The sequence below is a fragment of the Paenibacillus sp. GM2 genome (genome assembly GCF_900069005.2).
GTDB lineage: Bacteria > Bacillota > Bacilli > Paenibacillales > Paenibacillaceae > Fontibacillus.
The window spans coordinates 41,716-67,349 of sequence record NZ_LN831276.1 but is presented as its reverse complement, the minus strand read 5'-3'; the positions used below and the strand labels follow the sequence as shown (position 1 = coordinate 67,349).

Sequence of the window (25,634 nt, the reverse complement as noted above, 5' to 3'; positions counted from 1 at the left end):
TGTGTGTATCTTGCGTTTAAGGAGGAATTATTTATGTATAAGACGATTATAATCGGTACAGGTCCTGCAGGACTGACGGCAGCGATTTATTTAGCAAGAGCCAATATGAAGCCATTGGTTATAGAGGGACCGCAACCTGGTGGTCAATTGACGACAACAACGGATGTTGAGAACTTCCCGGGATTTCCGGATGGAATTATGGGGCCGGAATTGATGGATAATATGCGTAAGCAAGCGGAGCGCTTCGGTGCAGAATTCCGCACAGGCTGGGTGAACAGCGTTGATATGAGCCGCCGTCCATTCAAGCTGGATGTCGATGGATTGGGTGAATTGGAGGCCGAGACATTGGTGCTGTCCACAGGCGCATCGGCAAAATATCTCGGAATTCCGGGCGAACAGGATAATGTGGGCCGCGGCGTCAGCACCTGCGCTACCTGCGACGGATTCTTCTTCCGCAACAGAGAGATTATCGTTATCGGTGGCGGGGACTCCGCGCTTGAAGAGGCTGGCTTCCTCACCCGCTTTGCCTCCAAAGTAACGGTCGTTCATCGCCGCGACGAACTGCGCGCCTCGAAAATTATGCAGGATCGCGTTCGGTCTAATGAGAAAGTGGAATGGGCACTGGATCGTACACCGCTTGAAGTTCTTACGAATGATATGGGCGTAACCGGGCTGAAGGTTCGCAACAATGCCACCGGGGAGGAAGAAGTCATCAACGCGACCGGCGTGTTCGTTGCAATTGGACATACGCCGAATACCGGCTTCTTAGGCGGTCAGATCGATACCGATGTGAACGGATATATCATCGTCAAACCAGGCACCTCGGAGACAAATGTGCCCGGCGTGTTCGCCTGTGGCGATGTTCAGGATACGCGTTATCGTCAAGCGATTACCGCAGCTGGCAGCGGCTGTATGGCAGCGCTCGATTGCGAGAAGTATATCGAAGCTCTGGAGCATGAACAGAAAGAGCTTGCCGCGAAGTAACGGGGATGATCCGGTCATGAAGCGGTGAAAATAGAGAGGACGGATCGTTATTGATCCGTCCTCTTTTTCATACACAAAAATCGAGCCCATTTATATAATTGTGTTTTCACACAAATTTTGCTATTTTCTGAGCAGAACCCTCTTTTATTACGTATATCCTGAAATCAAAGAAGATGCCGTTCAGCATAGTTATGAACTGACATCCTCTATATGGGTATCAATTAAGCAATATCATGATGAGCTGAAATACTAAATAGACAACAACTCCGCCACCGATCAGACTAAGTCCGACCTTTTTCTTGCCCTGAAACAGACGTAATATGCCGAGACTGACAAGTGGAGCAATGAAAAGCAGAAAGAGCATGACGGTGACGAACATTTCGACGGATATATCCGAAAGGTCCACGATGGTCATAGTTAGAGTGTCTCCCCATTCTACTACGCGTATGATTTGCAGTGATATATATCACAGTTATAAGCTTTTTTATTATATCAAAACTTCAGGTAGATGAGGTAGAAAAATCCGTGAAATTCATGTCATATTATTGAAATTATTGCCATGTTCCTCTTTTAATTCATTCGTTATTGCTCGACAAAACTAGAAAACCTTTGCAGTACAGGCTATGTTACAATGGGCTTACATAGGGGTTGGCCAACACTTGTGTCATAAACTTTTTGTGAAGGGGGCATGAAGAGGCATGAGACGAAGCATGGTTAGACGCTGGCTGGCGGCAGGATTGTTGGGTGCAGTGATGCTGGGAGTGATTCCGCCCCATTGGGGAGTTCCCCATGTGCACGCTGCGTCGGATTCGGTCTATGTTACATCGTCTACGGACTTGCAGTTGAAGCTTGCTGAAGGATTAGGAGCAAGAGAAGCCTCTATCACCTTAAAGTACAAAGGGCCGACCAAGGAACTGGAGCAATTGCTCAAACAGGCGATCAATGAGGCGCTGGACAGCGACCCATACACTAAATATATTGTGGACCGGTACACATATTCCTGGAAAGGAACATCCGGCTACGCAAAAATAAATTTGCAAGTAAGCTACCGAGAGACAGCGGAACAATCCGCTTATGTTAAGCGGCGCGTACAGGAGATTTTGCGGGAGATTCTAACCCCCGAGATGAATGTCCACCAGAAGGTTAAGGCGATCCACGATTATGTCGTGCTGCATCTTAAATATGACCGCGATTTGCAGAAATATACGGCCTACGAAGGTCTGCTTACAGGTAAGGCGGTATGTCAGGGGTATTCACTGCTGACCTACCAATTATTAAAAGAGGCTGGATTCAACAATCTGATCGTAGAAGGTACTGCGGGGGGGCAGCTTCATGCGTGGAACCTCGTTAGTCTGGGCAACTTGTGGTATCACCTGGATACGACCTGGGATGATCCTTCGCCGGATAATCCGGAGCGGGTCAGGTACAACTATTATTTGCTTACCGATGAACAAATGAGGCAGGACCACCAGTGGACCAAACTTTATCCTGCAGCGTCTACGCTGTACCGTGACAGCCTGCGTTCTTTAGCTGTACTGAGCGAGGACAAGAGGGATATGTATCATGCGCTTGAGGAGCAGCTTGGCTATAACCTGTATTACCCGAACGCCGCGATAACCGATTCAGCCGCCATGCAAAAAAAAGTGAAGCAAAGTCTCAAAACCGGGAGAACGACCATTACGGTACGTTATGGCGGCTCTGAGAGACAATTGCTTCAGGATCTGGTTAGTTTATATGATCTGTCGATCGATAATATTAGCTATCTATCGTCTCCGCTCTACGGAACCGATGATCTCCAGGTGGAGATTCATTGGGAATAGACCGCCTATTGCTTGCCGCGAGTAGGGGAGGAGAGATCACATTCCTTGAGAGGGACAAGCTTAATATGATGTTTCCATTTATACCCGAGCCAGACGATCAGGAAGACCGGGATCGTAATATAGGCGGCGATTAAGCCTTGCCAATCGAAGCCATGCTCCGTAATCAGGGACATGCTCTGTCCGATAATAACGATCATACACAGAAGGAACGCAAAGATAGGACCGAATGGGAACCATTTGGCTCTATACGGCAGTTCATTCAAATCATGGCCTTGAGCCATAAAGGCACGGCGGAACCGATAATGACTGATGGCGATGCCAAGCCAAGTGATGAAGCCGCACATTCCGGATGCGTTCAGCAGCCAGGTATAGACGACGCCATCGCCAAACAGCGAAGCCAAGAAGGCGATCATGCCAACCGCTGTCGTCAGCAGCAGAGCATTCATCGGGATGCCGTGACGGTTCAGCCTGCCCAGGGACCGAGGGGCCTTGCCGCGTTTGGCCAGGGAGTAAAGAACGCGTGAAGAGGCGTACATTCCCGAGTTGCCAGCGGAGAGCACCGAAGTTAAGATGACCGCATTCATTGCTGAAGCAGCGAAGGCCAGACCCGCTCGCTCAAATACGAGGGTGAACGGACTGACGCCGATACTATCGATTCCGCTCTTGAGCAGGTTTGGATTCGTGTATGGAATTAGCAGTCCGATCACTAGGATCGCGAAAATATAGAACAGCAGGATACGCCAGAATACTTGTCGGATCGCCCGTGGGACATGCTCCCGCGGGTTATTGCTTTCTCCGGCAGCAACCCCGATCATCTCGGTGCCCTGGAAGGAGAAGCCGGCGGCCATAAATACGCCAAGGAAGGTGAAGAACCCGCCGTGAAACGGCGCATCCCCGATCGTGAAGTTCTTGAAGCCGACAGCTTCGCCGCCTAATATGCCCAAGATCATGGCAACGCCGACGATCAGGAACACGATAACAACCACAATCTTAATAATAGCGAACCAATACTCAGATTCTCCATAGCCTTTAACAGACAATACGTTCAGCCCGAAGATCAGAGCCAGGAACAGGAAGCTCCAGACAAACGAGGAGCTGTTCGGGAACCAGTATTTCATAATAAGCGTGGCAGCTGATAGCTCGGCTGCAATCGTGATGGCCCAGTTGTACCAGAAGTTCCAGCCCATGGCGAAGCCCAGGGAAGGGTCAACGAAGCGGGAGGCATAGGTCTCGAAGGACCCGGAGTCCGGTATATAAGTGGCCAGTTCTCCCAGACTGGTCATGAGGAAGTAGACCATGATGCCGACCGCGGCATAAGCCAGCAGGGCACCGCCCGGACCTGCGGAGGCAATGGCTCCGCCGCTGGCGAGGAACAGGCCCGTTCCGATCGAACCGCCGAGGGCGATCATCGTCATATGTCTCGCTTTGAGTCCCGGTTTAAGAGACGACGAATTCGACTTGCTAGGTTGTTTGCTCATTGAACAGCACTCCTTAAGATGAATGTTCCATAAAAGATTGAATTACATTCGGGTGCAAAGAATTTTGTACCCACTCTCAGAGGCCGCAGCTGTTGGAAAAATAAAAAAGGACCACGGAAGAATATCCGCGGTCCTGTTATGGACATGTAATATATACACGAAATCTCCGCACCATTCCTTCATGAAGATAGCTCAACACAATTCCCCATATGGCATAAAGAAATTGTGACAGTTCTGTCTCTTTCGACGACAGCCCCAGCGGCTCAATCGGATTGAAGCTGATTGAACGCTTCGGCAACGGTGCCTTTCCTCCGGATTCATAGGCGGCTTCATACGCCTCCTCCGGTATACTCTTCACAGTTGCGACCTCTACCTCACCCGCAATGATGAGGCTCAAATATTCAGTTACCTTACAACATTAGCAAGTATAGCCTATGCCATCTGGTAGGGCAACCACTAAAAATTAACTGCCGTTATCTTTCGCGCTGCGCCATTTGCTGCCAGACGGTACCCGCGGCCTGTTCTCCGGATTCGATTCGCTCTACGGCCATTCTGGCTTGCAGGCTAACCTCGAATTCCGCATCGTCCGCTGCGGCACGCAATGCTTCAAGCGCATCGTCGGTGCCCGCCTCGTAGAGGAAGCGCGCCGCGCGCCAGCGAACCAGCTTGCTCTTGTCCTGCAGCGCCTCGATCATCGGTCCCGTCGCAGCCGGGTCGCCGATATCGGACAACGTATCGCCAGCGGTGCGGCGAACGGCTGCGGAAGCGTCACGCAGCGCCTCATAGAGAAGCTCCATTGCTTCTGGCGTACGGATGTCGCCAAGGTAGACGACAACCAGACGACGGATCTGCATCTGTTTGTCACGCAGCGCCTCAATAAGCAGAGGCATCGCCTCTGGTCCAGGCTGCTGCAGCGCTTCAAGCCCGGCATATCGCACATGCCAGTCGCTATCTTGCATCTGTTGCTCAACGTCAGCTAAGCTGAGCACGCGGCGATGCTCGACGAATTCGGCCTGGTTATGGCCATGGGCAATCGCCTGGCTTACGATTTCCTGCAGCCGTTCAGCCGGATAAGCAGCTTCAAGCTCCTGTTCTACTTCGCGGGCGATATCCGCCAGCTCACCATAACGCACACCGTAGTCAACAAGTTTACGCTCCTTAATTAACGTGGCGCTGGCGACCTCAGTGACGGCATCAACAAAACGGGAGGACAGACCAATGCGCTCCTCCTGATTGCCGGATTTAACACGGATCTGCATCGGGATACCGCGGAAGAACTGTACGAATACTTGCGCTTCGCCGAAGCCATGGGCTTCTCCATCCTCCGGATTCCAGGCGGATTCCACATGGTCCTGGCCGAATTGTTCCTGGACGGCGGCCAGAATAGCAGCCCAGTCTGCTCCACCCTTACGATCCAATGCTACGAAATCCGCGGTGTGGAAGACGCTTTTTACCCCCGGGATGTTCAGCATCTGTCTGATCCAGGCCGGAGCGGAGCGTTCATTGTCCAAGGTGTATGTTCTGCGAATTCCCGGCTCCAGGCTTTCGTCCAGATGCAGCTTCATAGAGTTGGGGCTAGGAGTAGGTTCTATAAAAATAATTTTCATAATTTGTTCACATTTCTCCCTTCACAAAGAAAATTAAAAAATTTGAATTTTTGAATTCGTGCTATTATTTTTATTTTACCTTAAGCAACCGCTAATCCCAAGCCTGTTAAAGGAATTAGCAATTTTAACTGCAAAAATACGTGAGCATCCGTTCAATGGTATTTTTACATAATTTCTACATATTGCATTTTTAACAGCTTGATTGATTTACCGCGGTGCTGAGGTAGTTTAATATAATCCAAAGAAATCATGTTGAAATGTGTAAAATTTATTAATATATTGTAGGTAGCACGAATCTAGCATTTCATTTGTGCATACATTTATAGGAGGGTTGTCCTTAATGAAAAAAGGGGTCATAGCTTTATTAAGTGTGGTGTTATCGGTCGCCATGTTGGCAGGATGCGGAGATAAATCGGCATCGGAATCCAGCGGCAACGATGGAGGAAACGCGCCTAAAGCGAACTTCAAGGTTGGGATGGTTACGGACTCAGGCACTATCGATGACAAGTCTTTTAACCAAGGTACCTATGAAGGTATTGTAAAGGCGAACAAGGATTTCAAGATGGATTACAAATACTTGAAACCAGCCGGAACAACGGAAGCGGATTACACAAAAGAGGTAGGTAATCTGTTCGACGCTGGCTACAAATTCATCGTAACGCCAGGCTTCAAATTTGAAACCGCTATTTTTAAAGCTCAAGACAAATATACCGATGCTAAATTCGTCCTGATTGACGGAGCACCAAACTCAGGGGAGCCAGATGCTCAGCCGGTTGTAAAAGAAAATACCGTCTCCATCTTCTTCGCAGAGCATGAAGCAGGATTTTTGGCTGGTATAGCGGCGGCCCTGCACGTGAAGGACGGGCAAGCCGGATTCATCGGCGGCATGGAAATTCCTCCTGTACAGAAGTTCAACTGGGGCTTCCAACAAGGTGTTAAATATGCAAATGAGAACCTCGGAACGAATCTTGTAATTAACAAAGAGAACGTAGTATACCAAGGTTCTTTTGATGATTCTGCGGCAGGCAGCCAGTTGGCTGCACAAATGTATGACCGCGGCGTTAACGTTATTTTTGCAGCTGCAGGCGGCGTAGGCGTAGGTGCGATCAACGAAGCGAAGACTCGCGTTAAGAACGGGGCCGATGTATGGGTCGTTGGCGTTGACTCCGACCAATACCAAGACGGCGTGTATGAAGGAGATAAGTCGGTTATTCTGACTTCCGCAATCAAGAGAGTTGACCAAGCCGCTTACGATATGATCAAAGCGGAATTGGACGGCAAATTCCCAGGCGGACAAACACTTACACTGGATGCAAAAAGCGATGGCGTAGGTCTTCCGGATGAGAACCCTAACCTTAGCGATGACATTATTAAACAAGTAGGCGAAGTGTTTGACAAGATTAAATCCGGAGAAATTACTGTAGCTGGTGAGCAAGGCGACCTGATCAAGTAATCCCTAATACGGATCTATATGAATCGACGTAATCATAGTAGCAAGCGACATCGAGTTTAATAAAAAAGACGGAGTCTCCTCCGTCTTTTTTTAAGGTAACGAAGAGCATGAGCAGCAGGAGCTATACATCCTGATATCGCAAGCAAATTGACCATTTGCCGAGGTCTTTCTCGTTGAGGTGCGTCGATTGGCGTTTTTCTGGTTAACTTCCAAACCACACAAAACTTACTATTGAAGAAGGAGAGATACCTAAACCATGGACTATGTTGTCGAGATGGTGGGCATCCGCAAGGAATTTCCGGGTATCGTAGCCAATGATGACATTACGATCAGACTGGAGAAGGGCGAGATTCATGCCCTGCTGGGGGAGAACGGGGCAGGCAAATCAACGTTGATGAGCATCCTGTTTGGCATGTACCAGCCTGACCGCGGAATCATTAAGGTGAAAGGCCAGGAAGTGCGGATTTCGAATCCGAATGTGGCTAACAAGCTTGGCATCGGGATGGTGCACCAGCATTTCAAGCTGGTTGAACCGTTTACCGTTACCGAGAATATTATTCTGGGCAGTGAGACTCGCAAATTTTTCTTCGGCCTGGACGTGAGAACCGCTGCCAAGCGGGTTGAGGAACTGTCCAAGAAATACGGCCTCAATGTAGACCCCTATGCCAAAATCGAGGATATTTCGGTGGGCATGCAGCAGAGGGTTGAGATTCTTAAGATGTTATACCGCGATGCGGAAGTACTCATCTTTGATGAGCCAACCGCTGTGTTGACCCCACAGGAGATCACGGATCTGCAGGATATCATGAGAAATCTGGTTAAAGAAGGCAAGTCTATTATTTTGATTACCCACAAGCTGAAGGAGATCAAAGCAGTAGCAGACCGATGTACCGTTATTCGCCGCGGCAAGACGATCGGAACTGTGAATGTTGCCGACACAAGCCGTGAAGAAATGGCTGAAATGATGGTAGGCCGCAGCGTCTCCTTCAAGGTAGACAAGGAGGAGAGCAAGCCGGGCAGAACCGTGCTTGAAGTCCAGTCGCTCACAGTGAAGAACAGCAAGAAGGTCGAAGCGCTTAAATCCTTCAGTCTTAGTCTGCAAGCTGGCGAGATACTAGGGATCGCCGGGGTAGACGGCAACGGGCAGTCCGAGCTGATCGAAGCCATTACGGGGCTGCGTTCGATAGAGAGCGGTACTGTAACCTTGAACGGGCAGGCACTTAATGATTTGTCTATTCGCCAGCGTAATGACAGCGGGATTGGACATATTCCCGAGGACCGTCAGAAACGGGGACTGGTGCTGGATTACACCCTTGAGGAGAATCTAATTCTTGAAGTGTATAATCGGCAGCCATACTCCAAGTCAGGGCTGCTTCAGCCGGCGGCGATCAGCAAGCATGCGGAGCATATTATTCAAAGCTTTGATGTGCGGTCAGGAACTGGCGGAAGTTCAATCGTTCGCTCGATGTCCGGCGGCAACCAGCAGAAGGCGATTATCGGTCGCGAGATAGAACGCGATCCTGATCTTCTGATTGCGGTTCAACCGACCCGGGGGCTTGATGTGGGCTCAATCGAATATATTCACAAACGTCTTGTAGAGCAGCGAGACAAAGGCAAAGCCGTTCTGCTCGTCTCGTTGGAGCTGGACGAAGTAATGAATTTGGCAGATCGTATTGCAGTTATTAATAATGGCGAACTGGTAGGGATCGTCAATGCCTCCGAAACGAACGAAAGAGAACTCGGGCTGATGATGGCCGGGTATCATAAGGAGGAGGGCACCGCATGAATAACAGCGTTAAATCGTTGCTTGCCGTTGTATTCGGACTTATCGCAGGGGCATTGCTTATGGTGCTGACCGGTCATAATCCGGTAGAAGGATATATGTATCTCATCCAGGGCGGACTGAAAAACCCGGAAAGAATCGGAAATACGCTGGCTACAGCAACTCCGCTTATTCTGACCGGACTTTCGGTTGCGTTTGCATTCCGTACCGGATTGTTTAATATCGGAGCGGCTGGACAGATGCTTATCGGCGGCTTCGCTGCAACAGCTATAGGTCTCTCGCTGAATCTGCCTAGCCTGATTCTCCTGCCGTTAATGGTAATTATCGGATTTATCGGCGGTGCTCTGTGGGCTGTGATCCCGGGCTTCTTGAAGGCCAGATATAATGTGCATGAAGTTGTATCCACGATCATGATGAACTGGACCGCTTATTGGACGGTATATTATGTTATTCCGGCTTATTTCAAAGGGACTAGCCTGGAGACAGAATCGCGCCAGCTTCCGCCGGAAGCGATGCTGCATCAGCAGTGGCTCAGTGACTTATTCCAAGGCTCCTACATCAATTTGGGCTTTTTTATCGCGGTAATCACCGTACTGTTGGTTGCATTCCTGATTAACAAGACGACGCTTGGTTATGAGCTGAAGGCGGTCGGATTCAACCGTCACGCAGCTGAATACGCAGGTATTGCCGTTAAACGGAGCATTGTACTATCCATGTTCATTTCCGGCGGTATCGCCGGCCTGGCAGGGGTGGCCCAATACACAGGGAATGCCTCCAGCATCCAGATCGGTATTTTGCCGACCCAAGGCTTTGATGGCATTGCCGTTGCTCTGCTTGGCAGCAATACACCATTGGGCGTATTAATGTCAGCCCTGTTCTTCGGCCTGTTATATTCGGGTAGAGGTTTCATGAATGCCATGACCGAAATCCCGCCAGAGATAGCAGATACCATCATCGCCATCATTATCTATTTCGCCGCGACAAGCATTCTTATCGAACGATTGCTTCACAAGCTGAAGGTGCGTCGTGCAGCAAATAAAAAGCAGGGGGAACAAGACCATGTGGACAACGCTTGAACAGATTTTTCCGTATGCTATCGTGTTCACCATCCCGCTTTTGATTACCGCCTTGGGCGCACTGTTTAGTGAGCGAAGCGGGGTCGTGAATATCGGTCTCGACGGATTGATGATTGTCGGCTCCTTTACAGGCGCTTTTGTCGTATCGAAGCTGCAGGAATATTATTTGGGCTCATGGTGGGTTCTGTGGGTAGGACTGCTGGCTGCTGCTGTGGTTAGCGCATTGTTCTCCATGTTGCACGCCTTCGCGAGCATCAATCTGAGCGCCAACCAGATCATTAGCGGCACGGCGATCAATATGATTGCCGGTGCTTTGACCATCTTCCTGGCGCGCAATATTACCGGTAGCGGGAATATTCGAATCAAACAAGGATTTATGCCCTTTAATTTCCCTGGGTTATCGAAGATTCCGATCATCGGGGACTTATTCTTTACCAAAATGTATGCTTCGACCCTGTTTATCATAATCATCCTGTTGCTTAGTGCATTTCTGTTGTACAAGACGCCTTTTGGCCTCCGTCTTCGTTCCTGCGGTGAGCATCCGCATGCTGCCGAAGCAGCTGGGATCCACGTGAGATCAATGCGTTATATCGGTGTTATGGTCTCCGGGGCATTTGCCGGTCTGGGCGGCGCGATCATTCTGTTAACCTATTCCGGTGAATTTACCGGAAATGTGGCAGGACTCGGCTTCCTTGCCTTGGCTTCGCTTATCTTCGGCCAATGGAGGCCGCTGGGCATCTTGCTGGCAACGTTCTTCTTTGGATTTGCTAGCACTATTGCTAACGTATCGCAGGTTATTCCGTCGCTGGCGGTATTCCCGCCGGTGATTCTGAAGATTTTCCCGTATGTGGTGACCCTGATCGCCCTGGTTATTTTCTCGAAATCGTCCAATGCACCGAAAGCCGTCGGAGAGCCTTTTGATTCCGGAAAACGGTAAAATCGGCATAGGAATGTGGATAGTAGCATTTTAGACATCCAAGACGATCATACAATAGCATGAAGACCCTCTTACACTAGTTCAGTCTCTAGAAGGCAAGAACCCGGTAAGAGGGTCTTTTTACGCTATAAGGTTGTTCAAAAAGGAGAGGACGAGTACCAAGGTTCACGGATCTTGCTATCGTTATTCAAACGTCCTAGATCGATCTCAGTGGCGGACCCTTTTGAACGACCACAACTCACTTTGAAAGGGGGACAATTTATATAACGACAATAACATTGCAATGATACGATTGCGCGGTCAATCTGGCGGTCTTTTTACACAAAACATACTATCAGTTACTTCTGCTATAACAATGCTGGCATATATTGAAAGTGAGTCTATAAAATTTTGATAGAGGAGTGAATCATGAGAATGGGCTTGCGATTTAAAAGCTTCTGTAAGCAGATGAGCTTAGCGTTGGCTGTTGTTATGTTCCTGAGTACGATCGTTCCTTTTGGTTCTGAGCAAAGGGTACAAGCTTCACCGCAAAATGATCAAATTGTAGTCAGCCAGGTTTATGGGGGCGGCGGGAATAGTGGAGCTGAGTATAGCAACGACTTCATCGAATTGTTTAACCCTACAAGTCAAGCAGTCGATCTTACAGGCTGGAAAGTTCGTTATGCCAGTGCAACAGGTAATTTTAGTGATAGTAATAATATAACTTCCTTGAACGGTATTATCGAACCTTATTCCTATTTATTGATTCAGGAGAAGAAGGGGGCTGGTGGTGCACTAGCTCTGCCAACGCCTGATATTCAAGGGCAAATAGATTTAAGCGGTACAAATGGTAAAGTTGATCTGGTAGATGCCAACGGTGATCGCATTGATCTAATCGGGTATGGCAATGCCTCATTATCAGAGGGCAAACCTACGCAAGCGTTATCAAATTCAACGGCTGCGATTCGCAAACAATTAACCAATGGTCAATCAGATGATCGCGGTCTGGATACGGATCATAACGACAGTGATTTTCGAATCGATACACCCGATCCGCGCAACAGTTCATCTCCTCGCACGCCAGTAGATCCGAACAGCGGGCTGGGACGTGTAACGGCGAATCCAGAGGCTAATGCTTGGCCGCAAGGGACGGAAATTACGTTAAGCCCTCCTTCAGTCACGGCCTCGGTCTATGCCGATATTTATCGGTCAGGCGGAAACGGAACAGGATTCCAGCCTGTAAATGGCCCCATTGTGCTTGATAAGCCGATGCGCATAGAGGCTTATGCGGCCATGGATGGAGTTGCAGATGGCCCAATCGCCTCCTACGAATACGATATTCTAACGGAGACATCTGTTGCTGAAGCGCGCCTCAAGGCAAAGGGCGAGCATGTCTGGACATCAGGTATCATCACGCATATCGAAGGTAATGAGATTTATATGCAGGATGATACGGCTGGCATTGTACTCTACGATTATCCGCAAACCGCGGGTGTCGGAGATCGGATCAGTGTGGCCGGGGTTATGGAGATTTATAACAATCTTCAGGAGCTTAAACCGCATCCTCTGCTGCCGTATCAAGTAACCGACAAAGATATCGGATCGCCGCAAGCTATTCAAATCCAAGGAGCAGATCTCTCTGCCAACCAAGGGGAAGCCTATGAAGCCAGGCTCGTCTACCTGGAGGATATCTCTATTAAGTCCGAGAATCGACCGAACGAGTACACGGCTGTACAAGGCGGAGCCGAATTTACAATCTATTCCGGCCTCTCCAAGCTGAAGGCGGGTAAGACCTTTAGTCGTATAACGGGCGTGGTGAAGCAGTATGGCAGTATATATGAGCTGATCCCGCTGAATGATGCGGCCCTGATTGAAGATATGTTCTCTGTCATTGCAAGTCCGGGGGCAGGTCTAATTATTACCGGGAGTACGGTTGCACTATCCAGTCCGACCCCGAATGCAAATATTTATTATACCGTCGATGGAAGTGAGCCAACAACGGCAAGCCTGCCTTACAGCACGCCGATTCAAGTCGACCATGATATGACCATCAAGGCGATCGTTGAGTCCGGCGGGAGTGTAAGTAAAGTGTTCGAATTCGCCTATGTGGCGACAGAGCAGCCGCGCATCGCGAATATTCAGGGAGAGGACCATTCCTCGCCATATAATGGACAGACGGTCAAAAACGTCGAGGGAATCGTTACGCAATATGGATATACCTTCTCTAACGGAAATATCAAAGGTTTCTATATTCAAGATGCCGCACCGGATTCCAATCCGAACACCTCGGATGCCATTTTTGTATACACTACAAGCATAAATCGGCCTAAAGTAGGCGATCTGGTATCCGTTAGCGGCAAAGTTGCTGAATATAACGAAGGAAGCTCCAGCAATTTGACGACAACCCAGATCGAGCTTCAGTCTTACCAGACGATCAAGGAGAATCAGCCGCTGCCGGAGGCGGTTACCTTAGGCAAAGGCGGGCGTCCGATCCCTGCATCGATTATTGATAATGACGGATTGCAGAGCTTCGATCCGGATGAAGATGCGATTGACTTCTATGAATCATTGGAAGGGATGCGAATCAGACTCGCCGAACCGACGATCATCAGCCCATACTGGACAAGCAGTGGGACATACAATATTGCCACTCGCGTTGAGAATGATGAGCCGGACGTAATTACGCCGGCTGGAGGGCTGGTGCTGAAGGAGCAAGGCAACTTCAATCCGCAGCGCCTCATTATTGCTTACGGTAATCCTGGTCAGGAAGTAAGCACGGGCGATACATTCGCAGGCGATGTCATCGGGGTAATCGGCTATAACAACGGTAATTTTAAAGTGATTCCGGAGCTGGGAGGGCTGCCAGCCATCAACAGCAGTCCTTTCCAACAAGAGGTATCCACTATTGACGTTAAGGACGACCAGTTAACAGTAGCGACCTATAATATTGAGAACTATTATCCTGGCGTGGGCTCCGCCAAAATGAACAAGCTGGCAGAGTCGATCGTCATGAATATGAAATCGCCGGATATTATCAGTCTGGTTGAGGTTCAGGACAACAATGGGGAGAAGAACGATGGAACAACAGCGGCGGATCAGAGCTATCAAGCCTTGGTCGATGCAATTCGGGCTGCTGGTGGACCAGCTTACAGCTATACGGACATTGAGCCGGTCAATAACAACGATGGCGGGGCGCCTGGGGCAAATATCCGGGTAGGCTTCCTCTACAATCCAGGCCGCGTTCAATTGTCGGATAGCGTACTCGGCAAGAAGGGATCATCTACGGATGCGGTTGCTTATGATGCAGACAAGGATCAGTTGACTCTTAATCCAGGCCGGATTGAGCCGACCCATAGCGCATTTAATGCTTCGCGTAAACCGCTGGCGGCCCAGTTCGAGTTCCGTGGTGAGAAAGTGATTGTTATCGCCAATCATTTCAATTCGAAGTCCGGCGACCAGGGGCCTTTTGGCAGCACGCAGCCGCCAGTACTCTCCAGCGAAGCTCAGCGCCATGAGATTGCCGCTGTCGTGAACGGATTTATCCAAGAGGTTCTGAAGGGAAATCCGAAGTCGAACATCATCGTGATGGGTGACCTGAATGATTTTCAATTTACCGAAACGGCTAAAATCTTGAAAGGAAATGCATTGGACAGTCTGATCGAAACATTGCCGCTAGAAGAGCAGTACACATACACCTATGACGGCAACTCCCAGGTACTGGACCATATTCTGGTCAGCAAGAACCTGACTCGGTCCGCAGAGGTGGATGTTGTTCATCTCAATGCAGATTTCCCGGCCTCCAGGGGCCGTGTGTCCGATCATGATCCGGTCGTGGCCCAGATCGATCTGCAAAAACAGACGATCGACGGATTCCCGCTGACGATTTTGCATACGAATGATACGCATGCCAACCTGGATACCGTGAGCTCACCGGATAACATTGCCCGTCGGGTTGCCGCTATTCGGGAACAGAAGGTGAGCTCGGTCAATCCGCTGCTTCTGGATGCAGGGGATGTATTTTCCGGTACGCTGTACTTCAACAAGTACTTTGGCCTGGCAGATCTGGAGTTTATGAATCTGGTTCAATATGATGGCATGACCTTCGGCAACCATGAGTTCGATAAAGGCTCAGAGGTGTTGAACGCATTTATAGAACATGCAGATTTCCCGTTCATATCCTCGAACGTTAATTTCTCAGCCGATCCTGTGTTAAAAGGGAAATTCAAGAATGAGATCTCGCGGAATACAGAAGCTGGCACGATCTATCCGGCGATAATTATGGAGGTGGATGGCCAACAGGTTGGTGTGTTTGGTCTGACTACGGAGGATACAGCCAATATTGCATCGCCAGGGTTAGTTACGTTTGATGATGCGGTGCAGAAGGCTAAAGATACCGTCGCCATGCTGCAGCGTGAAGGGGTTAACAAAATTATTGCCTTAACACATCTCGGGTATGATGTTGATGTGAATCTTGCTAAAGCGGTTGATGGGATTGATATTGTCGTCGGTGGACACAGCCATACCAAGCTTGATCAAGCGGTCGTGGACCGTACTGGAAGTGAGCCGAAGCTGATCGTGCAGACAGGTGAGAAAGGCCAATTCCTCGGCAAGCTCGAAGTGGTCTTCAATGACGAAGGAGTGCTCCAGGATTGGGACAGCCGTCTTATCTCCATTGATGAGAAGGATGCGAACGGGCAGTATGTCATCCAGCCCGATCAGGAAGCACTGGATCTATTAAATACCAAATATAAACCGGGCATCGAGGAACTGAAGCAGATCGAAGTGGGTCAGACTGAAGTGGTGCTGAACGGGGTGCGCGCTGATGTGCGGACGAAGGAGACCAACCTTGGCAACCTGATTGCCGACGGGATGCTCGATGCGGCCCAGGCAGCGGGGACAAATGCCGTGATTGCCTTGCAGAATGGAGGGGGCATCCGGGAGTCCATTGCCGCCGGTAAAATAACAATGGGTGACGTTATGACGGTTCTGCCGTTCAATAATGATCTGGTCACCATTACGCTGACAGGCCGGGAAATCAAGGAAGCGATGGAGAATGGCGTATCCAAAGTTCCTGGTCAGGACGGGCGATTCCCGCATATTGCCGGAATGAAATTCTACTATGATTCCACGAAGCCGGAAGGCGAACGTGTGATGCGTATTGAGGTAAAGGGCAAGAACGGCTATGAGCTGCTGAACCCGAATAGGTCGTATGAGGTAGCTACGAACGTGTTCACCGCAAAAGGCGGCGACTTCTATGCTTCGCTTGAAAAGGCGTATCTGGAGGGACGTGTAAATCTTCTCTACCTACCGGATTACGAGGTCTTCTCAGACTATGTGAAGAAAGTAGGCACCATTACGGATAAAACCTCGGCGGTAGAAGGGCGAATTATTGATTTGAAGGGGGCACCGCTTCCTGAAGGACCAGGACAGCCTGGAGAAGGAGGAGGGACTCCGGGTACACCGGGTACTTCCGGTTCATCAGGATCAACGGGTTCGACAACTCCTGCAAGCCCGGGAACAGTACCGTCGGTAGAGCCTGGGAAGGTGAAGGTACAGCTTCAAATCAAGCAAGGCGAGGCAACCGGTACGATGAGTGCTGAGGAAATGAAGGAAGCCTTGAAGCGGCCAACCGGCGGCAAGGTCACCGTCGAGGCGGCAAGCGAAGAGCCGTTCCAGTCCGTTGCTATTACCGTAAATCACGGAGCGCTTCAAGCCTGGCTTGCTCAAGCAGATGCTTCGGTATTAAGTTTCGTAACGCCATTCGGAAGCTATGATCTGCCTCAGAAGGAAGTTGATCTTGATGGATTAGCGAGGCAGATAGGTTCCGATGCTGCCAATGATATTGGACTGGTGGTTAAGCTCGCCGTAGATGCCAATGCAGTAAAAACAGCAGCGGCCCAAGGGTACCAGGCTCTGCAAGCGATAAGCTACAATGTAGCTGCGCAGACCGGCGATGGCAAGACGATTGCTTTGAACGAATATGCTTCCTATGTGAAGAGATCGGTTGTCTTGGAACAGCAGCCAAACCAGGCGGCGATTGCGGTGCTTCGTCAGGTTGGCAGCAGCTATATCCCTGTTCCCTTCAAAGTGAACGGAAATCAGATCGATATCTACAGCCAGGCGAACGGAACTTATCTGGTGATCCAGAACTCCGTCACCTTTGCGGATATTGCCGATCACTGGTCCAAAGTCGATGTGGAGTCTCTTGCCGCTAAAATGATTGTTGCCGGGCGCACGCCAACGACTTATGTACCGGATGCTCCGGTAACACGGGCCGAATTTGCATCGCTGATCGTGAGGGCGTTGGGATTGTCCGTTTCATCTGAGGCAGAAGGCTTCCGCGATGTAGCAGCAACTGATTGGCATGCCGATCAGGTACAAGCCGCTGTGAATGCGGGGATCGTTAATGGTTATGCTGACGGCACATTCCGGCCGGATCGGACGATTACGCGTGAAGAGATGGCCATAATGGTGTCCAGGGCGCTTCAGTACGCTGGATTCCAGCGCGCTGATATCTCTCCAACGGAGTTCGCCGATGGTGCCCAGGTTAGCATTTGGGCCAAGGAGGCGGTGCAGCTGCTGAACGGGCTTCGTATTATGAACGGCGACCATCGCAATCAATTCGTGCCGAAGTCGAATGCAACGAGAGCGGAGAGTGCCGCTGTGCTGAATCGGATGATGGAGAAGCTGACATACGAGAAGTAAGGCTATGTTTGACATATGACAATTTTAGGGCTGTCCCGTTTGAACTGCACCCCGTCAAGTAGACAGTACAAATAAGTAAAATATTTAGGCGGTCTTAGTCCTGTATTCCATGGGACTGAGACCGTTTAATTTTGCTTGTAAACGTTCATAGTTGTAGAAGTGGATGTAGTCGTTAATGTCCTTCTCTAGTTCCTCAAAGGTACTGTATGTATTCAGATAATACCTCTCGCATTTTAAGGTTCCCCAGAATGCCTCCATCGGTCCGTTGTCGATACACCGGCTAATACGTGACATACTCTGTGTCATGTTGGCTTTGTCCAGTTTTCGTTTGAATTCTAGCGAAGTATATTGAAAACCTCGATCACTATGTAGCATGGGAGTAGCGCCCGGAACAGCATCAAGAGCCCTATCCAGCGTTTCAAATACGAGTTTGTTGTTGTTTGAATGTCCAATCACACTGGAAATAATCGTGTTGCTGTGGAGATCCAGAATAGCGCTGAGATAAGCCTTCTGGCCGTTTCCGCACTTAAATTCCGTAACATCAGTTAGCCACTTTTCGTTGGGCTTTTCAGCCTGAAACTTGCGGTTCAGCAGGTTCTCTGCAACATGCTGAGGTGTAGAGCACATGTATTTCTTTTTCTTCCTGCGAATGACCGACTGTATACTTGCTAGCTTCATAAGCCGCTGGATTCGTTTGTGGTTAATAGGTTTGTTCGTGTCTCGAGTAAGCTGGACGGTATGTCTTCGGTAGCCGTAAATGCCTCGCACCTGCTCATGAAGGGCTAGTATGGCTTCTGTCAACTGTTTGTTCTCCTGCTCACGCTGGCTGGGCTTATGGTTAATCCATTTGTAATAGCTAGATCTTGACACCCGAGCTATCTCACATAGTAGCCGCAGGCTAATCTGCGACTCTTCGTGAACGGCTCGAATGGCCAAGTAAACATGCGCTTGTCTATGCCCGCTTAAACTCATCTCCCTTGCAATTCCCGTAACTTTTTTAAGAATGCGTTCTCCGCTCTTAACCGTTCATTTTCATATTCCAGTTGTTTCATTGCAAGTCTCTGCCGATCGGTTTCAGTCAGTTCCTCGGGTGCTTTCTTTTGACCTCGCCCATCCTTTAGCGCATCCGGCCCGCCACTCTCATATTTCTTCACCCACTGGTACACTTGATTGTAGGAAACCTCAAACTGGTCTACCGTCTTTAGGTAGTCACGCTCATGTGCAATACAATAAAGCGCGATATTCATTCGTTCCTGCCAAGTGGTAGTCCGACTTTTTGTCATAGCCCTTGCGCCCCCGTTATACGTTTTCAAGTTGCTATGACCATTATACTTGTTGATCCACCGTTTGAGTTGAGTACGGCTTGCAATTTTATATTTAACGATTATTTCGTATTGCGAGTATTGTCCCGAAAGATAATCCTGGACCGCCTGGGTTTTCAGTTCTGATGAATAACTGCGGTTACGAGTTCGGATTTCCAATCCATCCATTCCATAAAGCTCGTAACGTTTACGCCATTTCACCAATGTATTAATACTGATTTTATGTTGGCGAGCGACTTCAGCCCGAGTGCCCTCCCCCGTACTTAACTCTTCTAAAATTGCTAATTTTTCTATTGCTGTGAATGTGTCTGGTTTTGACAAAAGAAATGCCCCCCTCTGGGTAGTCGGTTTATTTTTTAAACCTGTCTACTCAGAGGGGAGCATATCAGTTGGGGGCAGCCCTTTGCGTTGTATTCAGGAATAAAAAGGAACATGAAAGACACAATAAGCTTATGGAAATTTAAGGGGGCAGGATCATGAGTTCTAGAAGACAGGAGAAGAGGCTGGCGCTGGTCAGCCTTGTGATAGCAATTATTATGCTGTATGCCTTCATCAAGAGCCTGCTGAGATTTCTGAATTACTATTGATATAAGCAGGTCCATCCTGCAGACCACTATGTTCAACTAGAGAGGAAGATCGTCATGTCTTACGATCCGGTTACGCTCAGTCGTATTCTTACCGGACTTACCCTGTTTGTGCATATCGTGTTTGCTTCGCTTGGCGTTGGTGTGCCGTTAATGATTGCATTGGCGGAGTGGAGAGGGATTCAGACCCGCGATCCTCATTATTCCTTGCTGGCCCGAAGATGGGCGCGAGGTTTCGTGATCTCCGTCGCCGTTGGTGTTGTGACCGGAACCTCAATCGGGCTGCAGCTTAGTCTGCTCTGGCCGACCTTTATGCGCGTAGCAGGACATGCCATCGCTCTGCCGCTCTTTATGGAGACCTTCGCTTTTTTCATCGAAGCGATTTTCCTCGGCATTTATTTGTATACCTGGGATCGCTTCAAGCGTCCGATGCTGCACTTGCTCCTATTGATACCGGTAGCGATCGGATCGTCCGCCTCAGCCTTCTTCATTACGACTTTGAACGCTTTTATGAACACGCCGCAGGGCTTTACGCTCAAGAATGGAGTATTTACCGATGTGCATCCGCTCATCGCCATGTTCAATCCGGCTACGCCCACCAAGGTATCTCACGTACTCGCTTCTTCCTATACGGTGAGCGCTTGTCTCTTGGCGGGGATTGCTGCGTACAGCCTGCTGATGGGGCGGAAGGAAGCCTATTTCAAAAAAGCGTTGAAGCTAACGGTCATGTCCGCCTTTATATTCGCTTTGGCTACAGCGATCATCGGGGATTTCTCGGGCAAGTTCCTGGCCAAATATCAGCCGGAGAAGCTGGCCGCCGCCGAATGGCATTTCGAGACGAGGCGAGAAGCGCCTTTGGTCTTTGGCGGCGTGCTGGATGAGAACAATAAAGTCAGGTACGGGCTTGAGATCCCTTATGCACTCAGCATTCTGGCCGGTAATAAGCCGAATACGAAGGTGATCGGGTTGAATGAATTCCCGGAGGATGAACGCCCGCCGTTGTTCATTCACTATATGTTCGATTTGAAAGTGACGATCGGTATACTGCTTGTTCTGATCCCTTTTCTATATATGATCAGGCGCTTGCTGCCTGGGAACCGGCATGGTGGATATCCGAAATGGCTGCTGCTTGGGATCCTGCTGCTTGGACCATTGGCCATCGTGGCGATCGAGTTAGGCTGGCTGTTTGCCGAATTCGGCCGCCAGCCCTGGATTGTGCGCGGATATATGAAGGTGGGGGAAGCGGCGACAACTTCGAATCATGTAGGCTCCATGCTATTGTTGTTCGCTGCGCTGTACATCGTGCTGTGCGGCTCCTGCGTCATCGTATTAGCCCGCTTGTTCCGCAGCAAGGATGTCGTTGAAGAAATGCGTGAGCTTGGGATTGAGGGAGGGACGGTAAAATGAGCTATGAATTGGTTGGTATCACGGTACTGTGGACGTTTCTGTTCGGATATTTAATTGTTGCCTCTGTCGATTTCGGAGCGGGATTTTTCAGCTATTACAGCGTAATTACGGGGCATAAGAACAAAGTGCACAGCATTATCCAGCGCTATTTGTCCCCGGTATGGGAAGTCACTAACGTATTTCTGATCTTTTTCGTGGTTGGCCTTGTTGGCTTCTTTCCCGACTCCGCTTATTTTTACGGGACAGCGCTGCTCATTCCAGGCAGCCTGGTGACCGTGCTGCTTGCCCTTCGGGGTGCCTACTATGCCTATAACACCTATGGCAGCAGTAAAGAAGACAATAAAATATATATGGCGATCTATGGTGCAACCGGCCTTCTGATCCCCGCGGCTCTCTCCACGATCCTGGCCATTTCCGAAGGCGGCATCATTACAGAGATAAATAACAAAGTGCATCTGAACTGGGGCTCCTTCTTCAGCAATCCGTACACCTGGTCGGTCATCATCCTGGCGCTCGTATCCGTACTCTACATCTCCGCGATGTTCCTGACCTACTATGCGGACAAAGCGGGGGATCGTGCTGCCTTTGAAGTACTGCGCGGTTATGCGCTCTGGTGGAGCGGCCCGACTATTCTTGCCTGCGTGTTTGCCTTTTTCCAGATCAACCGGCAAAATCCCGAGCATTTCAGCAATATGCTAAGCATCGCCTGGGTGTTCATTCTCTCACTGATCTGCTACCTGGCTGCAGTCTATCTGGTATGGAGACGGAGGAACCTTGGCTGGACCTTCATCCTTGTTATGCTGCAGTTCGGGTTCGCCTGGTATGGCTATGGCCATTCGCATCTGCCGTATATTCTGTATAAGCAGGTTAGCATTCATGAGAGCTTCACCAATGAGTCGATGGCGGTGGCCCTAATTACCGTTTTTATCGCCGGGCTGTGCGTGCTCATTCCTTCGCTGATCATTTTGCTCCGATTGTTCCTGTTTGATGCCAAATACGTGCGCGGCAGTTCGCCAAAGAAAGGATAGGAGAGTATGGAAAAATTTATTATTTTTATAGCTCCTGAGCTGGTGGTCGTGATCGCCGTCGCTTTTCTGTTCCTGTATTCGTTCCGGTATAAAGATCCCTCGGATTGAAATTGAAATTTGGAATGACGGGATAGTTGTTTTACAATGGGGGTAAGTCGTACAGGCGGAATTTTAATGGCTCTCATAGGATGAAGGGGACTGGAAGGAGGAGCCAATACAAGATGGCAAGGAAGCGTTACAACAATTTGGACAATATCGGGACGGACCGGACACTGAAGCAGTTTAAGCAGTGGCGGGATGAACGCCGTAGAAAGCGTAAGGATTATTCGTACGTCATTCCTAATTTCCCCCCGGATCTGAATTTTCTACAGGGGAACCGCTCTGAACTATCTGTCACCTGGATTGGGCATGCAACCTTCCTGATTCAGTATGCGGGTTTGAATCTGGTTACCGACCCGGTGTGGGCTAAGCGGATGGGATTCCAGCGGAGGCTGGGCACGCCGGGAATACCGCTGCAGGACATTCCGGAGATTGACGTAATTCTTATATCTCATTCTCATTATGATCATATGCATTTAGCTTCGATCCGCAAATTATATGGGAGCAAGACAAAGCTCGTCGTCCCCAGCGGGTTAAAGCGTAAAATGGTCCGTAAAGGTTTCGAGCGCACTTATGAGCTTGGCTGGTGGGAGGAGCTGCAGCTTGACAATGTGAAGATCACATTTGTCCCTACGCAGCACTGGACACGCCGGACGCCGTGGGATACGAATACGTCGCATTGGGGCGGATTCGTCCTGGAGTTATGCGGTGAGACGGTAGAGGCAAAATTACAGAAGCATCCTATCGTGTATTTTGCTGGCGATAGCGGATATTTCAGAGGGTTCGCCGAGATCGGCGAGCGTTTTGAAATCGATATCGCTTTGTTGCCAATCGGTGCTTATGAGCCGGAATGGTTCATGACCTCTCAGCATACGACACCGGAGGAGGCGCTGCAGGCGTTCGAGGACGTTCGGGCCAAACTGATGGTGCCGATGCATTATGGCACATTCAGACTGGCGGATGATACGGCGCGCGAGGCGCTGGATCGACTTGAAGCGGATCGGCTTCGCCGCGGCATTCCGGAGGAACAGATTCGCGTATTGCACCATGGTGAGACCTTAAGGTGGCCGTAAAAGAAACGGTTGCCTTATTTTTTTGCAGAGTCGTTCCTGATTGCTGTGCAGTACTCAACTTATATCTGGAACTATGTTATAATGTTGAACCAGTAGTGTCATTATTTAAAAAGGATGGTAATGCCTAAATGATAAGTACTAGCGGTGTAACGCTCCGTTATGGAAAACGAGCACTTTTTGAGGATGTAAATATAAAATTTACGGCAGGTAACTGCTACGGCCTGATCGGAGCAAACGGAGCGGGTAAATCGACGTTCCTGAAGATTCTGTCCGGCGAAATTGAACCGAATCAAGGCGAAGTATTCATGACGCCGAATGAGCGCATGGCAGTCCTCAAGCAGAACCATTATGAATATGATGAGTTCCCTGTGTTGGAGACGGTAATTATGGGTCATGAACGCCTGTATTCAATTATGAAAGAGAAGGATGCCTTGTATGCCAAGGCGGATTTCTCCGAGGAAGACGGCATGCGTGCCGGCGAACTGGAGGGCGAATTTGCCGAGCTGAACGGCTGGGATGCTGAACCGGATGCAGCCGCATTGCTGATTGGTCTGGGCATTCCGCGCGAAATGCATGATAAGAAAATGTCGGAGCTCAGCGGGAATGAGAAGGTCCGCGTCCTCCTGGCCCAAGCATTGTTCGGACGTCCGAACAATTTGCTGCTTGACGAGCCTACTAACCATTTGGACCTGGAATCGATTCAGTGGCTTGAGAACTTCCTGATGGATTATGAAGGCACGGTTATCGTCGTATCCCATGACCGTCACTTCCTGAATAAAGTATGTACCCATATCGCTGACATCGACTTTGGTAAAATCCAGCTCTATGTTGGCAACTATGATTTCTGGTATGAATCCAGTCAGCTTGCACAGCAGTTGCAGCGCGATGCGAACAAGAAGAAGGAAGAGAAGATCAAAGAGCTGCAAGCCTTTATTCAGCGCTTCTCGGCGAATGCCTCGAAATCGAAGCAGGCAACTTCCCGTAAGAAGCAGCTTGATAAAATTACACTCGATGACATCCGTCCTTCGAACCGTAAATATCCGTTCCTGCATTTCAAGGGTGAACGCGAGGCGGGCAAGCAGTTGCTGACCGTAGACAGCGTTACGAAGATTGTGGAGAACGAGAAAATACTGGATAATGTCAGCTTTGTGGTGAACAAGGGCGATAAGATCGCTTTTGTCGGACCAAACGGGCTGCCGAAGACGACGTTGTTCCAAGTGCTGATGGGCGAGCTTGAGGCGGATTCCGGTGAATACAGTTGGGGCGTAACGACCTCCCAAGCCTATTTCCCTAAGGATAATTCCAGCTATTTCGATGGGGTGGAGCTGAATCTCGTGGATTGGCTGCGCCAATATTCCAATGATCAGGATGAGACATTCTTGCGTGGCTTCCTCGGCCGGATGCTGTTCTCTGGTGAAGAGGCGCTCAAGAAGGCTTCAGTGCTGTCCGGGGGCGAGAAGGTGCGCTGTATGCTGGCGAAGATGATGCTGAACGGCGCTAACGTGCTGCTGTTCGATGAGCCGACCAACCACCTTGATTTGGAATCGATCACGGCGCTGAATAATGGATTAATCGATTTTGATGGAACGATTCTGTTCACTTCGCATGACCATCAATTTATTCAGACGATCGCTAACCGCATTATCGAGATTACGCCAAGCGGAATCATCGATCGTATTATGAGCTATGATGAGTACCTGGAGAGCGAAGAGATTCAGGCTTTGCGCAAGAGCATGTATCCTGAAGAAGCTTAATATCCCTTCGAAAATTTGCTTTCACCGCTTGAATATCGGAAGACAATATATTAAAAGAGCCGGGAACTGTCTAAATCGACGGTTTCTCGGCTCTTTGTCTTTGTACTTACTGTAAGGGTTGCCTATGATCCGCCAGTACGGCGGCGCTGATTGTTCGGCTTTTTGTTGTTTTGGCTTTTGAGTGCTTTTATTTGATTGGCATTTTTGGCTCCAGGCTTGTTGGCCGCTTGCTGCTCCTTTTTTTGCTGAAGTTTCTGGCGCATTGCTTCGGCCAAGCCAATCTTACGAGGCTCATTATTTTCTGTCATCGATATCATCCCCCTCTGGTTCAAGAACAAGCTTGACCTTATTGTATACGTTTTTAAAAAGGGGAACAACGGGAATGATGATTTAAATTGAAAAGTACACGAAATGGGGAGTTTCGGGCGGTCTTAGCTGACTTTTCCTTGGTGCAACACTGTTTCTGTAGACCCACACGATTTTTATCTGGTACGATGTAGTAACGCTTTTGATATTAAAGGTAATTTATAGACGCGCACTAGTAA

18 protein-coding genes and 1 riboswitch are annotated in these 25,634 nt (G+C 49.4%); of the genes, 12 read left to right on the top strand and 6 right to left on the bottom strand.

The window, feature by feature from the left end; translation table 11 throughout:
- Nucleotides 1–33 precede the first annotated feature (33 nt).
- Nucleotides 34–984, top strand: coding sequence for a thioredoxin-disulfide reductase (trxB, locus tag BN1360_RS02780; RefSeq protein ID WP_068778389.1), 951 nt, complete (start codon nucleotides 34–36; stop codon nucleotides 982–984).
- Nucleotides 985–1,201: 217 nt separating this feature from the next.
- Here the strand turns inward: trxB and BN1360_RS02775 are convergent, their stop codons facing one another.
- Nucleotides 1,202–1,399, bottom strand: a complete 198-nt coding sequence (locus BN1360_RS02775) for a hypothetical protein (protein ID WP_068778388.1) — start codon at nucleotides 1,397–1,399, stop codon at nucleotides 1,202–1,204.
- Between the two features lie 283 nt (nucleotides 1,400–1,682).
- On the opposite strand from BN1360_RS02775, the gene BN1360_RS02770 reads away from it, so the two are divergent.
- Entirely contained in the window at nucleotides 1,683–2,804 is a 1,122-nt protein-coding gene (locus BN1360_RS02770; protein WP_068778387.1) for a transglutaminase domain-containing protein, read from the top strand.
- 5 nt (nucleotides 2,805–2,809) lie between these two features.
- Here BN1360_RS02770 and BN1360_RS02765 read toward each other — a convergent pair whose 3' ends face one another.
- Entirely contained in the window at nucleotides 2,810–4,282 is a 1,473-nt protein-coding gene (locus BN1360_RS02765; RefSeq protein ID WP_068778386.1) for an amino acid permease, read from the bottom strand.
- Between the two features lie 180 nt (nucleotides 4,283–4,462).
- Nucleotides 4,463–4,662, bottom strand: a riboswitch (Lysine riboswitch).
- 93 nt (nucleotides 4,663–4,755) lie between these two features.
- Entirely contained in the window at nucleotides 4,756–5,889 is a 1,134-nt protein-coding gene (locus tag BN1360_RS02755; RefSeq protein ID WP_068778384.1) for a virulence factor, read from the bottom strand.
- Nucleotides 5,890–6,229: 340 nt separating this feature from the next.
- Between BN1360_RS02755 and BN1360_RS02750 the strand changes: the two genes are divergently transcribed.
- The 5 genes from BN1360_RS02750 to BN1360_RS02730 all read left to right on the top strand — a co-directional run bounded on the left by BN1360_RS02750 (nucleotide 6,230) and on the right by BN1360_RS02730 (nucleotide 17,822).
- A complete protein-coding gene (locus BN1360_RS02750; protein ID WP_068778383.1) occupies nucleotides 6,230–7,342 on the top strand; it encodes a BMP family lipoprotein in 1,113 nt (370 codons plus the stop codon).
- Nucleotides 7,343–7,598: 256 nt separating this feature from the next.
- Nucleotides 7,599–9,128, top strand: a complete 1,530-nt coding sequence (locus BN1360_RS02745) for an ABC transporter ATP-binding protein (RefSeq protein ID WP_068778382.1) — start codon at nucleotides 7,599–7,601, stop codon at nucleotides 9,126–9,128.
- Nucleotides 9,125–10,201 (top strand): ABC transporter permease, encoded by a 1,077-nt coding sequence (locus BN1360_RS02740; RefSeq protein WP_068778381.1) that lies wholly within the window; start codon nucleotides 9,125–9,127, stop codon nucleotides 10,199–10,201. Before BN1360_RS02745 ends, BN1360_RS02740 begins: the two co-directional genes overlap by 4 nt.
- Complete coding sequence (locus BN1360_RS02735) at nucleotides 10,185–11,138, top strand: ABC transporter permease (protein ID WP_068778380.1); 954 nt, start codon at nucleotides 10,185–10,187, stop codon at nucleotides 11,136–11,138. Before BN1360_RS02740 ends, BN1360_RS02735 begins: the two co-directional genes overlap by 17 nt.
- Nucleotides 11,139–11,546: 408 nt before the next feature.
- The gene (locus BN1360_RS02730; RefSeq protein ID WP_229520773.1) at nucleotides 11,547–17,822 is read left to right on the top strand and encodes a 5'-nucleotidase C-terminal domain-containing protein; all 6,276 of its coding nucleotides are present in this window, start codon (nucleotides 11,547–11,549) and stop codon (nucleotides 17,820–17,822) included.
- An 84-nt stretch (nucleotides 17,823–17,906) separates the two neighbouring features.
- Here the strand turns inward: BN1360_RS02730 and BN1360_RS02725 are convergent, their stop codons facing one another.
- Together BN1360_RS02725 and BN1360_RS02720 are read right to left on the bottom strand one after the other, a co-directional pair.
- Nucleotides 17,907–18,794, bottom strand: a complete 888-nt coding sequence (locus BN1360_RS02725; RefSeq protein ID WP_082789909.1) for an IS3 family transposase — start codon at nucleotides 18,792–18,794, stop codon at nucleotides 17,907–17,909.
- The gene (locus BN1360_RS02720; protein ID WP_068778378.1) at nucleotides 18,791–19,465 is read right to left on the bottom strand and encodes a helix-turn-helix domain-containing protein; all 675 of its coding nucleotides are present in this window, start codon (nucleotides 19,463–19,465) and stop codon (nucleotides 18,791–18,793) included. The genes BN1360_RS02725 and BN1360_RS02720 overlap by 4 nt, the downstream gene beginning before the upstream one ends.
- A 320-nt stretch (nucleotides 19,466–19,785) precedes the next feature.
- Here BN1360_RS02720 and BN1360_RS02715 point away from each other — a divergent pair, with 320 nt between their 5' ends.
- The 5 genes from BN1360_RS02715 (at nucleotide 19,786) to BN1360_RS02700 (ending at nucleotide 25,089) form a co-directional block, all read left to right on the top strand.
- On the top strand, nucleotides 19,786–21,135 hold the full coding sequence (locus BN1360_RS02715; protein ID WP_068778377.1) for a cytochrome ubiquinol oxidase subunit I: 1,350 nt from the start codon (nucleotides 19,786–19,788) through the stop codon (nucleotides 21,133–21,135).
- The gene (locus BN1360_RS02710) at nucleotides 21,132–22,163 is read left to right on the top strand and encodes a cytochrome d ubiquinol oxidase subunit II (RefSeq protein WP_068778376.1); all 1,032 of its coding nucleotides are present in this window, start codon (nucleotides 21,132–21,134) and stop codon (nucleotides 22,161–22,163) included. The genes BN1360_RS02715 and BN1360_RS02710 overlap by 4 nt, the downstream gene beginning before the upstream one ends.
- 6 nt (nucleotides 22,164–22,169) lie before the next feature.
- The gene (gene cydS, locus BN1360_RS26355) at nucleotides 22,170–22,271 is read left to right on the top strand and encodes a cytochrome bd oxidase small subunit CydS family protein (RefSeq protein WP_372776063.1); all 102 of its coding nucleotides are present in this window, start codon (nucleotides 22,170–22,172) and stop codon (nucleotides 22,269–22,271) included.
- A gap of 113 nt (nucleotides 22,272–22,384) precedes the next feature.
- Nucleotides 22,385–23,335 carry an MBL fold metallo-hydrolase gene (locus BN1360_RS02705; RefSeq protein ID WP_068778375.1) on the top strand — a complete coding sequence of 317 codons (951 nt, stop codon included), beginning with the start codon at nucleotides 22,385–22,387 and terminating at the stop codon, nucleotides 23,333–23,335.
- Nucleotides 23,336–23,463: 128 nt separating this feature from the next.
- Complete coding sequence (locus BN1360_RS02700) at nucleotides 23,464–25,089, top strand: ABC-F family ATP-binding cassette domain-containing protein (protein ID WP_068778374.1); 1,626 nt, start codon at nucleotides 23,464–23,466, stop codon at nucleotides 25,087–25,089.
- Between the two features lie 122 nt (nucleotides 25,090–25,211).
- On the opposite strand, the gene BN1360_RS02695 is transcribed toward BN1360_RS02700, so the two are convergent.
- Complete coding sequence (locus tag BN1360_RS02695) at nucleotides 25,212–25,397, bottom strand: hypothetical protein (protein ID WP_068778373.1); 186 nt, start codon at nucleotides 25,395–25,397, stop codon at nucleotides 25,212–25,214.
- Nucleotides 25,398–25,634: the final 237 nt, after the last annotated feature.